Origin of the sequence: Xanthomonas sp. LMG 12462, from assembly GCF_009192885.1 — a bacterium.
Classification (GTDB): Bacteria; Pseudomonadota; Gammaproteobacteria; order Xanthomonadales; family Xanthomonadaceae; genus Xanthomonas_A; species Xanthomonas_A sontii.
In genome coordinates this window covers 1-12,134 of sequence record NZ_NMPP01000107.1, presented here as the reverse complement: position 1 = coordinate 12,134, position 12,134 = coordinate 1, and the positions used below count along the sequence as shown (strand labels likewise).

The 12,134-nt window shown below is 69.7% G+C and carries 9 protein-coding genes and 1 pseudogene; 3 read left to right on the top strand and 7 right to left on the bottom strand.

What is annotated here, in order from left to right:
- The 3 genes from CEK69_RS20420 to CEK69_RS20410 form a co-directional block, all read right to left on the bottom strand.
- Positions 1 to 2,484 (bottom strand): YhdP family protein (locus CEK69_RS20420; RefSeq protein WP_152247624.1); only part of this gene is annotated, 2,484 nt, incomplete at its 3' end.
- Positions 2,485 to 2,641: 157 nt separating this feature from the next.
- Positions 2,642 to 4,132, bottom strand: coding sequence for a ribonuclease G (gene rng, locus CEK69_RS20415; RefSeq protein ID WP_010340444.1), 1,491 nt, complete (start codon positions 4,130 to 4,132; stop codon positions 2,642 to 2,644).
- Positions 4,132 to 4,698 (bottom strand): Maf family nucleotide pyrophosphatase, encoded by a 567-nt coding sequence (locus tag CEK69_RS20410; RefSeq protein ID WP_152247622.1) that lies wholly within the window; start codon positions 4,696 to 4,698, stop codon positions 4,132 to 4,134. Before CEK69_RS20410 ends, rng begins: the two co-directional genes overlap by 1 nt.
- A 133-nt stretch (positions 4,699 to 4,831) precedes the next feature.
- Between CEK69_RS20410 and CEK69_RS20405 the strand changes: the two genes are divergently transcribed.
- The 3 genes from CEK69_RS20405 to CEK69_RS20395 all read left to right on the top strand — a co-directional run bounded on the left by CEK69_RS20405 (position 4,832) and on the right by CEK69_RS20395 (position 9,402).
- Complete coding sequence (locus tag CEK69_RS20405) at positions 4,832 to 5,572, top strand: SIMPL domain-containing protein (RefSeq protein ID WP_017907288.1); 741 nt, start codon at positions 4,832 to 4,834, stop codon at positions 5,570 to 5,572.
- Positions 5,573 to 5,804: 232 nt separating this feature from the next.
- Positions 5,805 to 6,476, top strand: a complete 672-nt coding sequence (locus tag CEK69_RS20400; protein ID WP_152247620.1) for an energy transducer TonB — start codon at positions 5,805 to 5,807, stop codon at positions 6,474 to 6,476.
- 163 nt (positions 6,477 to 6,639) lie between these two features.
- Positions 6,640 to 9,402, top strand: coding sequence for a TonB-dependent receptor (locus tag CEK69_RS20395; RefSeq protein ID WP_152182826.1), 2,763 nt, complete (start codon positions 6,640 to 6,642; stop codon positions 9,400 to 9,402).
- Between the two features lie 181 nt (positions 9,403 to 9,583).
- Here CEK69_RS20395 and rlmH read toward each other — a convergent pair whose 3' ends face one another.
- The 4 genes and pseudogenes from rlmH to CEK69_RS20375 all read right to left on the bottom strand — a co-directional run.
- Positions 9,584 to 10,054 carry a 23S rRNA (pseudouridine(1915)-N(3))-methyltransferase RlmH gene (gene rlmH, locus CEK69_RS20390; protein WP_010340439.1) on the bottom strand — a complete coding sequence of 157 codons (471 nt, stop codon included), beginning with the start codon at positions 10,052 to 10,054 and terminating at the stop codon, positions 9,584 to 9,586.
- A 22-nt stretch (positions 10,055 to 10,076) separates the two neighbouring features.
- Positions 10,077 to 11,234, bottom strand: a complete 1,158-nt coding sequence (locus CEK69_RS20385; RefSeq protein ID WP_226975245.1) for a J domain-containing protein — start codon at positions 11,232 to 11,234, stop codon at positions 10,077 to 10,079.
- Complete coding sequence (gene rsfS, locus CEK69_RS20380; protein WP_017907284.1) at positions 11,227 to 11,640, bottom strand: ribosome silencing factor; 414 nt, start codon at positions 11,638 to 11,640, stop codon at positions 11,227 to 11,229. Before rsfS ends, CEK69_RS20385 begins: the two co-directional genes overlap by 8 nt.
- A gap of 56 nt (positions 11,641 to 11,696) precedes the next feature.
- Positions 11,697 to 12,134: pseudogene (locus CEK69_RS20375) on the bottom strand (nicotinic acid mononucleotide adenylyltransferase); the annotation flags it as partial.

Genomic DNA, 12,134 nt, shown 5'->3' with positions numbered 1-12,134 from the left:
CGGCAGCGGCACGTTGACCGAGGTCGCCAGCGGCGTGGCCGGCGCCTTGTCCATCGGCGCCGGCATCAGCAACTGGGTGCCGACCAGGTCCGAGCGCAGCTGCAGCCGGGTCGGCGGCTGCGCGCCGCCGTCGGGGGTCTTGGGCAGGCCGACGCCGATGTTCCAGCGCGAGCGGCCCTGCACGTACGGCTTGAGCCAGGCCATTTCCGGCACCCGGTCGAGCAGTTCGTTCGCGTCCAGCGACGCGCTCAGCGCGGCCTCGAAGGCCTGCTGCGGATCCTGCACGCCGTCGCCGGCGCGCAGCGCCAGTTCGCCCTGGTGGCCCTGGTAGGCCACGCTCAGCTTCTGCGCGGCGAATCCGGTATCGCTGTAGTTGGCGCTGCCGCGCATGTCGTCGAAGGCCAGGTCCCAGCGCTTGTCGGCGATATGCGCGCCGAGCAGGTCGACCGTGCCGCGCAGGTGGTGGGTGCCGATGTCGGCACGCAGCGGCTGCAGCAGGTCGAAGGTGACATCGGCCGGCCCCGACGCGCTGAGCGCATCCAGGGTGTCGCCGTAATGGGCGTGCAGCGGACTCTGCCGCAGCATCGCCAGCAGCTTGCCGGTCTCGGCGCGGGTGCTGGCCAGCACGCTGAGCTGGCCTTCCTTGTAGTCGGGCAGCGCCGCCGACAGCTGCTCCACCGGCACCCCGCCCATGCTGCCGCGGCCATGCACCTCGAAGCCGTTGCCGATGAAGGCGACGCTGGCGTCCACGTTCTCCACCGCCGGCCAGTCGTGCTGGAAGCGCACCTTGGCGTCCTCCAGCCGCGCGGTCGCCTCGAAGCGGCCGTTGTGGTCGGCGAACGGCCAGTCGTCCAGGTCGCCGGAGACCAGCGCATGGCCGTCGCGCAGGCGCCCGCCCTGCAGCGCGGCGTCGAGCCAGTCGGTGGCGGCCTTGCTCATTTTGGAATGGACCCAGAACTTCTTCGCCGCCACCACCGGCGCGTCCTGCAGGTCGGCAGCCAGGTCGATCCACGGCCGCGAGCCGTCGTCCTGGAAGCGCAGCCCGCCGCGCACGTCGGCGCCGTAGTCGCTGCCCTGCACGCGCAGCCCCGGGGTCGCCACGCGCAGGCCGTCGCCATCGCGGAAGGCGACGATGCGCCCGGCCAACTGGACTTGGTGGACCACGCCGAAGCCGCTGGGCCAGTCGACGCGGACCGGGCTGCCGGCCTCCAGCGCCAGTTCGCCGGCCTGGGCATCGCCGTCGAAGCGGCCGCGCAGCCCGCTCACCCCGGGCGCACCGCCCGCCGGCGCGAACGCCAGGTCCGCCAGCCGCCCCTGGCCGTACAGCGGACCGCCGGGAACCCCGCTCACCGCCACCTGGGTCAGTTGCACGCGCGGCCGCGCCACCGCCAACCAACTGCGCAGGCTGGGCGAAAGCCGGTCGCTGAGCCCGGCCACCGCGATCAGCGGCGCCAGGTCGAGCCGATCGCCGTACAGAGCGAAACGGCGTCCGCCGGCCACGGTCAGCCCGTCCAGGCGCTGCAGCGTCTGCCCGGCCTGGCCGAACTGCAGTTGCGGCGCATCCAGCCGCCAGCCGCCGTCGATCTGGCGCCAGCGCGCCTTCGCGCGGAAGGTGGTGAAGGCGAGCTGCGGCCGGGTGCGCCCGTCGGCCAGCGGCGCGCCGCGCAGGCGCAGCGCGCGCAGCGTGGCGTCCACGGTCACCCCGGCGACCCGGCGCTGCTGCAGGTCCAGCCAGGCCTGGACGTCGCCGACCCCGCCCTGCAGTTCGATGCCGGCCGCATGCAGCAGGCCGGCCCAGCCGGCCAGTTCCGCCGGGCGCACCGCCAGGTAGGCCTGGCCGTCGCCACTGCGACGGTCCAGGTCCAGCACCGCGGTCAGCGGCGCCTGTTGCAGATCGCTCCAGCCGTGCACGCCCACCTGCAGGCGCTCGCCGTTCACGCGCATCCGCAGGTCGATCTTCGGCACCTGCGCTTCCAGGCCCAGCGACGGGGCGTGTACACGCAGGCGTCCATCGATGACCTGCAACTCGCCCAGCCCTTCCAGCGCATCCAGCGGATCGCCGCCCTGCCCCGAGGTCGGCAGGCCCTGCACGCTCCAGTTGCCGTCGTCGGCGCGCAGCAGGGTCAGCGCCAGGCCGCGCAGGCGCAATTCGGTGAACGAGCGTCCGGGCAGCAATCCCGCGTACATCGACACCAGCACCTCGGCCTGGCCGATGCGCACACCGTCGCCGGCGCCGATGCGCAGTCCGTCCAGGCGCAACAGCGGGCCACGCCGAGTCCAGGCCGTCTCCAGCCGGTCGAAGCGGATCGGCCGCCCGGCGCGCTCGCTCAGCCACGCCGCCACCTGCTGCGGATGCCGCTCCACGAACGGCAGCGCCTGGCTCAGCGCGCCCACCGCCAGGGCCACGCACACCAGCCCGATCGCCACCGCGTAGAACGCGAAACGGCGAGCCAGGCGCAGGCGGCGGCGCAGCGGGGTGTGCATCAGGGGCGGTGAATGGGGAATCGGGAATGGGGAATCGCAACAGCAGAGCGCGAACTGCTCATTGCCGTGTGAAATTCGGCCGAGGAATCCAGGGATGCGTCAGCGCGAACAGCGCGCTCTTCCCCCATTCCCCATTCCCGATTCCCCACTCCCGGCCTCACAACAACACCACGTCGAACTGCTCCTGCAGGTATTGTTCGTCGGCCTGGAAGCGGATGGTCTTGCCGAGGAATTCCTCCAGCTCGGCCACCGCCGCCGATTCCTCGTCGGTGATGCGCGCCACCACCTTGGTCGAGGCGATCACCAGCAGCCGCGCCGCGTCGAACTGGCGCACCGCGCGGGTGATCTCGCGAAAGATCTCGTAGGTCACGGTCTCGGCGGTCTTGATCGAGCCGCGCCCGCTGCATTCCGGGCACGGTTCGGACAGCTGCCGCTCCAGGCTCTCCACGGTGCGCTTGCGGGTCATCTCCACCAGGCCCAGCGGCGAGAACTCGTACACCGTGGTCTTGGCATGGTCGCGCGAGAGCGCCTTCTCCAGCGTGCGCAGCACCTGCCGGCGGTGCTCGGCATCGTCCATGTCGATGAAGTCGATGATGATGATGCCGCCGAGGTTGCGCAGCCGCAGCTGCCGCGCCACCGCCTGCGCCGCCTCCAGGTTGGTGCGGAACACCGTCTCCTCGAGATTGCGCTGGCCCAGGAACGAGCCGGTGTTGACGTCGATGGTGGTCATCGCCTCGGTCTGGTCGATGACCAGGTAGCCGCCGGACTTCAGCGGCACCTGCTTGTCCAGCGCGCGGGCGATCTCGTCCTCGACCCCGTACAGGTCGAAGATCGGACGGTCGCCGGTGTACAGCTCCAGGCGCTCGGCCAGCACCGGCATGTACTTGGCGACGAAGGCCTGCAGCCGTTCGAAGGTCTCGTGCGAATCCACCTTGACCTTCTCCACGTCCTTGCGGATCAGGTCGCGCACCGCGCGCAGCGGCAGGCTCAGGTCCTCGTAGATGATGCTGGCCGGGGCGCCGTCGCGGCCGCGCCGCTCGACCACGTTCCAGACCCGCGACAGGTAGGCGATGTCTTCGGCCAGGGCCTCGGCCGGCTGGCCCTCGGCATTGGTGCGGATGATGTAGCCGAAGCCGCCGTGGCTGGCGGCCAAGTCGGCGACCAGAGTCTTCAGGCGCTGCCGTTCGGCCTCGTCCTCGATCCGCGCCGACACCCCGATCACCCGCGACTGCGGCAGCAGCACCAAATAGCGCGAGGGAATGCTGATCTGCGTGGTCAGCCGCGCGCCCTTGCTGCCGATCGGATCCTTGACCACCTGCACCACGATGTCCTGGCCGTCGCGCAGCAACTCCACGATCGGCACCGCGGCCGACACCGGCAATGGCGTCGCCTCCTCGGTGTCGCCATTGCCGACCGGCGCCGGCCGCACCACGTCGTTGGCGTGCAGGAACGCCGCGCGCTCCAGCCCGACCTCGACGAAGGCGGCCTGCATGCCCGGCATCACCCGCTGCACCCGACCCTTGTAGATGTTGCCGACCACGCCGCGGCGCCAGCCGCGCTCGATGTGCAACTCCTGCAGCATGCCGTTCTCGATGACGGCCACCCGGGTCTCGCGCGGTGTGACGTTGACCAGGATCTCTTGCGACATCACAGCACTCCGAAGGTGCGCAGCAGGTGGTGGGTCTGGTGCAGGGGCAGGCCCATCACCCCGGAATAACTGCCGTCGAGACGGCTGACGAAACGCTCGGCGCCGCCCTGGATCGCATACGCGCCGGCCCGCCCCATCGGCTCGCCGCTGGCCACGTAGTCGGCGATGTCGCGTGCGGACAAGTCGGCGAAGGTCACCGCCGTCGGCACCAGCACCAGCTCTTCGCGTCCGGCGGCGACCAGCGCCACCGCGGTCATCGCCTGGTGGGTGCGCCCGGACAGGGCCGCCAGCATCGCCGCCGCATCCTCGGCGTCGGCCGGCTTGCCGAACACGCGATCGTCCAGCACCACCTCGGTGTCGGCGCCGAGCACCACCGCGTCGGCGGCATCGGGCAGTTGCGCCAAGCCGGCACGGGCCTTGTCCAGCGCCACCCGGCGCACATAGGCCTGCGCCGACTCGTCGGCCGCGCGCACTTCCGGCACCTCGAGGTCGAGGATCCGGAACGGCACGCCGAGGCGGGTCAGCAGTTCGTTTCTGCGAGGGGAACGGGACGCGAGATACAGCATGGCCGAAGGATAACCCGACCGGACTGACTGAACGATCGCTAATTGCGGGACGATCGCTTCGACCCCGGCGAAGATCACGACGCGTTCATCGTCGCGGCAACACCCTCGCCCAATCTTCACAAGGAGAACATCGATGCGCGCATTGTCCGTCCGCCCGCTGCTGCTGGCCCTGTCCCTCGCCCTAGGAGGCACGATGACCGCCCACGCCCAATCCGCCGCGCCCGGCTACGCCGTGCCCGCCGACGGCACCCTGCTCAACATCGCCGCGCAGGCCGAGGCCAAGCGCGCGCCCGACGTCGCCGCCATCTCCGCCGGCGTGGTCACCCAGGCCACCGACAGCGCCGCGGCGATGCGCCAGAACGCCGAGCAGATGACCAAGGTACTGGCCGCGATCCGCGCCGCCGGCATCGCCGACAAGGACGTGCAGACCAGCGGGGTCAGCCTCAACCCGCAGTACAAGTACGCCGAGAACCAGGCGCCGCAGATCATCGGCTACCAGGCCAACAACTCGGTGAACCTCAAGGTGCGCGACATCGCCAAGCTCGGCAAGGTGCTCGACGCGCTGGCCGCGCAGGGCGCCAACCAGATCAACGGCCCCACCTTCGAGATCGACGACCCGGAACCGCTGTACGACCAGGCCCGGGTCGATGCGCTGAAGAAGGCGCAGGCACGCGCGCAGACCTACGCCAAGGCGCTGGGCCTGCACGTGCGGCGCATCGTCAGCATCTCCGAAGGCAGCAGCGGCGGCGTGCGCCCGCCGATGCCGATGATGCGCGCGATGGCGATGAAGGCGGAGATGGACAGCACCCCGGTCGCGCCGGGCGAGAGCAGCGTCTCGGTCAACCTGGATGTGGTGTTCGAACTGGGCAAGTAAGCCCGGTCCGCCCCCTCCTTCGCGACGGCGCCTGCGGGCGCCGTCGTCGTTTTCGGTCCGCCGCAGCGCCCCTCGCCAATACGGCACCCGGCCTTGATCGCCGCCGCCTCTTGCCAAAGTGCCCGCGACCGGCGCACTGTCGAAACGCGGACGGGCGCGATGACCCCATCCGTCGCCCCCGTGCGTTTTCCGGTACCGCAGTCCACGACACTCCTATCGCAGAGGTGGATCCATGGTTCGCACGCAACTCCCCGCCCCGTCCTTCCGCATCGACCTGTCCCGGGTCCTGGCCTACAGCACCGCGATCGCCCTGCACGTGCTGGCCGCCCTGTTGCTGCTGCTTCCGCTCTCGCACGTGACCGCGCCACCGGAACCGGCGCAGGTGCAGCCGCCCTGGCAGCAACCGGTGCTGGTCAAGGTCACGCCACCGCCGCCGACCATTCCCACCGTCGAGAAACAGCTGCCGACGCAGCCGCGCACGCCGACCGCAGTCCCGGTGCCGACCCCGACGCCGGCGCCGCTGTTCGACAGCAGCCCGGTAGCGCTGGACACCGCGCCCAATGTCGACCCCACGCCCAGCATCGCCGCACCGAGCCTGCCGCCCGCAAGCGCGAGCGCGCCGGTGGACGGCATGCAGTTGCAGTACCTGCGCGCGCCGGCCCCGCCGTATCCGCGCGACGCGCTGCGCGATCGCCTGCAGGGCAGCGTGCTGCTGCGGGTGCTGGTCGGCACCGACGGGCAACCGCTGCAGGTCAGCATCGAGAAGAGCAGCGGCCACCGGGTGCTGGACCAGGCCGCCCGCGACCAGGTGCTCAAGCGCTGGGCGTTCAAGCCGGCGCTGCAGAACGGCACGCCGGTGCAGGCGTACGGGCTGGTACCGGTCGATTTTTCGCTCGACCGCTGAATCACCCCGGCGCGGCCGGCCGGCATTCGCCGGCCGGCCGTGTTAATCTAAAATTCACGATTTATTCACGATAGATACACCTAGATGAGAGACAGCCGGCCACCAAGACGTCGGCGCTTTCGTCAGAAAGTCACAACCTGCGTTTCCAGTTAGGAGAGAAACTGTGAACATCCCGACCCAACGGCGTGCAACCCGCCGTACGCTGCTGTGTGCCTCCGTCGCCGGCGTTCTCGCCACCCTCGCAGGGCCCGCCGCCTTCGCCCAGGAAGCGGCCACCAATCTCGACCGCATCACGGTCACCGGCTCCAACATCCCGCGCACCGACACCGAAACCCCGTCGCCGGTGCAGGTGGTGACCCGCCAGGAGATCGACCGCACCGGCAAGACCTCGCTGGCCGAGTACCTGCAGACCCTGACCGCCGACGGCGCCGGCTCGATCCCGAAGACTTTCGGCAACGGCTTTGCCGGCGGCGGCGCCGGCATCTCGCTGCGCGGCCTGGGCGCCGGTTCCACCCTGGTGCTGTTGAACGGCCGACGCATGGCCACCTACGGCCTGGCCGACGACGGCCAGAAGGTCTTCACCGACCTGAGCACCATCCCGCTGGACGCGGTCGAGCGGGTCGAAGTGCTGAAGGACGGCGCCTCGGCGATCTACGGCTCCGACGCGATTGCCGGCGTGGTCAACATCATCCTGCGCAGCGACTTCCAGGGCGCGATCCTGCGCGGCTCCTACGGCCTCTCCGGCGACGGCGACGGCGACGCGCGCAAGGCGACCCTGACCGCCGGTACCGGCGACCTCGCCAGCGACGGCTGGAACGCGTTCTTCAGCCTGGACGTGGGCAAGACCGACGCGATCAAGATCAGCGACCGCAAGGACCGCAAGTGGATCGGCACCGGCGACATCCGCCGCTGGGGCTATGCGGCACAGGATGCGCAGTTCCTCGGCGGCGCCTATCTCAGCGGCGGCACCGCCGGCGGCACCGGCCCCAATGGCTCGGTGTTCAACACCGCCGGCCGCTTGGTGGCACTGCCCGGCTGCGCCGGCCTGACCACCATCCCCGGCCAGAGCGACGCCACCGCGCAGGCGCAGGGCTGCCTGTGGGATCCGGCACAGCAGTTCCGCGATCTGACCCCCGAGGAGAAGTACGTCAACGTGTTCGGCCGCGCCAGCTTCGCCTTCGGCGAGGGCGGCGAGATCTACACCGAGATCGGCTACTCGAAGAAGAACACCGTGTTCTCCAATACCCCTTCCGGCGTATCCGGCGGCTGGGGCTACCCGGGCGGCCCGGTCAACGCCAACAGCGGCGCCGGCGCCACCGTGCTCTACGCCGGCCATCCCGACAATCCCCTGCCCTACGCCGCGCGCCTGCGCTACAGCGCCTGGGACGTGGGCCCGCGCGTCACCGACAACACCAACGAGTTCAACCGCTTCCTGGTCGGCGTCAAGGGCAACTGGGGCGACTGGAGCTACGACACCGGCTACCTGCACTCGGGTACCAACCTGGTCAACAAGCGCACCGGCTTCCTGCGCTACAGCGCCGTGCGCTGCGTGCTCGGCAACCCGGCCTGCCCGGCCGGCACCTGGCGGATCGGCGACAACGCCAACCTCAACTCGCAGGCGCTGTACGACTACATCTCGCCGACCATCAGCGCACGTGCCAAGTCCGAACTGGACATGTTCGACTTCACCGTCTCGCGCAGCCTGATGGACCTCAAGGGCGGGCCGCTGGGCCTGGCGCTGGGCGCGGAATGGCGCAAGACCAGCAATAGCCTGACCCCGCAGACCTACACCGATATCGGCGACATCATCGGCCTGGGCTACTCGGCCTACGACGGCACCCAGAACGTCTACGCCGCGCACGTCGAGTTGTCGGCACCGGTGCTGGAGCAACTGGAACTGTCGGCGGCGCTGCGCTACGACAAGTACGACGGCGGCGACGGCAAGGCCACGCCGAAGCTGGGCGTGAAGTGGACCCCGGCCAACTGGATCGCGCTGCGCGCCAGCTACGCCGAGGGCTTCCGTGCGCCGAACCCGGCCGAGAACGGCGACGGCGGCCTGGCCGCGTTCTCCAACGCCCGCGATCCGGTGCGCTGCGCGATCGATCCGGCCAACGAGTGCACCGCGCGCTCGGTGGCGATCATCACCCGGCCGAACCCGGCGCTGAAGCCCGAGGAATCCAAGAGCTATTCGGTGGGCTTCGTGCTGCAGCCGACCTCGACGACCTCGCTGACCGTGGACGGCTGGGAGATCAAGCGCACCAACGAGATCGCCCAGGGCAGCACCGCCGACGCAATCGCCGCCGGCAACGTCTTGCGCGACAGCAACAACATCGGCGGCGTCGCCAACAGCGGCACCATCCTGGCGGTCAACACCGGCTACGTGAACGCGAACTCCTCGCGCGTGCGCGGCATCGACACCGACATCCGCCAGACCTTCGAGATCGGTCCGGGCCAGTTGGAACTGGATGCGCAGTGGAGCCACCTGCTCAAGTTCGAGCGCACCGAAGGCGACACCACCGTCGACTACGTGGGCACGCACGGCAACTGCGACGTGACCAACTGCATCGGCACGCCGCAGGACCGCATCAACTTCGGCACCACCTGGAAGCAGGGCAGCTGGAGCGTGAGCGGCGTGGTCAACTACATCGACAGCATCGAGAACAAGGATCGCCGCGGCGGCGACTACCAGGCGTTCTACGCCGACGGTACGCCGGTCAAGAAGATCGCCTCGTTCACCACCTTCGATCTGTCGGGCCGCTGGAACATCACCGAGGCGTTCGAACTGAACGCGTCGGTGCAGAACGTGTTCGACCGGATCGCCCCGCTGGATCCGACCACCTACGGTGCGGTCAACTACAACCCGCTGCACTTCAGCGGTGCGATCGGCCGCTACTTCACGGTGGGTGCGAAGTACACGTTCAACTGATCGCGAACGTCGCAAGGCCGTAACGAAAAGCCCGGGTGAAAGCCCGGGCTTTTTTTGTTGCCTGAGCGGTGCGCCAGCATCGGCATCACGCACGCATTGCCGCCACGCGCACGCCATCCGCGATCCGCGATCCGCGATCCGCGATCCGGGATCCGGGATCCGGGATCAGGCGATCAGGCGATCAGGCGCGATGGTAAGGATGATTGGCCAACATCGCCGCGGCGCGGTAGAGCTGCTCGGCCACCACCAGCCGCACCAGCATGTGCGGCAGCGTCAGCGGCCCCAGCGACCAGGATTCGCTGGCGACCGCCAGCACCTCCGGCGAATGGCCTTCGGGACCGCCGATCAGGAACGCCAGATCGCGCCCCTGTCCGCGCCAGTGCTCCATGCGCTGCGCCAGTTGCTCGGAACTGTGTTGCTTGCCGGGCACGTCCAGCGCCACTACCAGCGCATTCTTCGGCAGCGCCGCCAGGACCCGGCGGCCTTCGTCCTCGATCGCGCGCTGCGCATCGCGGCCCTTGCCGCGCAGTCCAGGCTCGATCTCGACCAGATCCAGCGGCAACCAGTGCGAGAGCCGCTTGCGGTACTCGGCGAAGCCCTGCGCCACCCAGGCCGGGGCACGCTCGCCAGTGGCGATGAGGCGCGCCTTCATCGCTGCGCGCGGCAGGCGCGCATCACCAACGCTCGCCCAGCAGCAGGGCGTCGTACATCGCGTCGTCCAGTTCCTGCTCGGCCAGCCGGGCACGCTCCCGCTTCAACCATTGCTTCAGCGTGTCGGCCTGCCGCGCCGCAGCGCGATCGTCGGCACAGGAGCGGATCTCCTCCTGCACCTGCCGCTTGATCTGCGCCAACAGCGGATCCAGGCGCTGCGGCTGCGGCGCGCGCCCGTCTTGAAGACCGTAACGCCCCATGAAGTCATCGACCAGTCCGGCCAATGTCTGCTCGACCTGCCGCAGTTGCGCGGCGAACAGGTCGTTGTAGTCACGGATGCGCTCCTCGGCCATCGCCGCGATGCCGGCCTGATCCAACTGGCCGATTTCCAGTTGCAGTTCCAGCAGTGCCAGCAGGTCGTCGTTTTGATACGCCTGGTTGAGCCGCTGCATCAAGGCGGTCTTGCGCTCGCGCTGCTGCGGATCGGGCTCGCGGTCCGGATGCAATGCGGCGACCAGGTTGCGGTACAGCGCGCGACGCGTCTGTTGCGGATCGGCGGCGACCTGCGCGGCCTTGCCTGCACCGGCACGGCGGCGCTTGTCGCGCTGCTGGGCGCGCCCGGCCGCATGCGCCTGCTGTGCGTGCAGCCGCTCCTGGATCTGCGCATACAGCGCTTCGGGGGAGTGGATATGCGCCATTTCCTCTTCGGTCAGGCCGAATTCCTCACCGATGACCGACGTCAGCAATGCCTCGGATTCGGCCAGATCCTGGTCGAATCCGAGGGGGCTATGCCGGTCGTAGATGTCCTTCAGGCCATCGTTGTCGCCGTCCCGGATCAACAGCGCAGCCAACTCGCAAATGAGCTCGGACAGATCGGCGCGATCGCGCTTGCTCAACTTGAAGGTGGCATGCGCTGCGTCCAGTTCCCGCAACAACTGTACCTGCGCCGCATCGCGCTCATGCAGCAAGGGATCGACCTGCTCGTGGAAACGCTGCTCCCAGCGCGGCAGCGCGTCCTGCCACGCATGCAACTGTGCACGGGCGCGCTCCAGACGCTTGACCAGGGAGTCGAAGCGCTTGCGCGCCGGCGTCGCGGGTGTCGATTCGGTCGCGCCGACACGCTTGCTGACCGGCAACGCCTCGCTGCCGACGCTGCGCGCGGGATTGCGCCGCTTAGGCATCGCGTGCCGAGTCGTCGTCGTCGCCCGGCGGCTGGTCGCCGACCGTCCACAGCCGCTCCAGCGCATAGAACTCGCGCACCCGCGGCAGCATCACGTGCACCACCACGTCGCCGAGATCGACCAGCACCCACTCGGCCTCGCGCTCGCCTTCCACGCCCAGCGGCATGACATCCAGGCGCTTGGCGTACTTGATGACTTCGTCGGCGATCGACTTGACGTGGCGGGTGGATGTGCCGGAGACGATGACCAGATAGTCGGTGACGCTGGACTTGCCGCGCACGTCGATTTCCGCCACGTCCTTGGCCTTGAGTTCCTCGACTGCCTCGCGGACGTGGGCGAGCAGGACCGGCAGCGGCGGCGGCGGATTGGGGACTTGGGTCTTGATGACGTGGGCTTGACTGGACAAAGCGGCGAACTCGATGGAATGGGGCGAATTATAGGCGACCCCGGCAGGGCGCGTATTCAGCCAGCGGCGGCGGCACCGGACGCATACAGCGCATGGTCGCGGATATAGGCCGCCACTGGTGCCGGCAGCAAGGCCGCCCAGTCCTCGCCGGCGGCGATGCGCGCGCGCACCAGGCTGGCCGATTCGCTGCGCAGCGGTTGCCGCAGGCACCACAGGCGGCCGCCCGGCGCACGGGCCAGCGCCTGCGGCGTGTCGGCCCAGCGTCCGGCCGCCGCCTGCGCCAGTTCCGCCGGCACCGCCCGCTCCCAGCCGCTGCCGGCGCGGTCGGCGACGATCAGGTGCGCGGCCTCGAGCAGCGCCCGCCACTCGCGCCAGCCGTTGAAGCCGACGAAGCTGTCGCTGCCGATCAGCAACGCCAGCGGCGCGTCGGCGCCGAGCTCGGCGCGCAACTCGCGCACCGTGTCGATGCTGTAGGACGCCACGCCCGGCCGGGC

Coding starts and splice junctions, on each gene's coding strand:
- CEK69_RS20410 (WP_152247622.1), bottom strand. CDS start 4,698: ATGCTGTATCTCGCGTCCCGTTCCCCTCGCAGAAACGAACTGCTGACC.
- CEK69_RS20400 (WP_152247620.1), top strand. CDS start 5,805: ATGGTTCGCACGCAACTCCCCGCCCCGTCCTTCCGCATCGACCTGTCC.
- rng (WP_010340444.1), bottom strand. CDS start 4,132: ATGTCGCAAGAGATCCTGGTCAACGTCACACCGCGCGAGACCCGGGTG.
- CEK69_RS20385 (WP_226975245.1), bottom strand. CDS start 11,234: ATGCCTAAGCGGCGCAATCCCGCGCGCAGCGTCGGCAGCGAGGCGTTG.
- CEK69_RS20405 (WP_017907288.1), top strand. CDS start 4,832: ATGCGCGCATTGTCCGTCCGCCCGCTGCTGCTGGCCCTGTCCCTCGCC.
- rlmH (WP_010340439.1), bottom strand. CDS start 10,054: ATGAAGGCGCGCCTCATCGCCACTGGCGAGCGTGCCCCGGCCTGGGTG.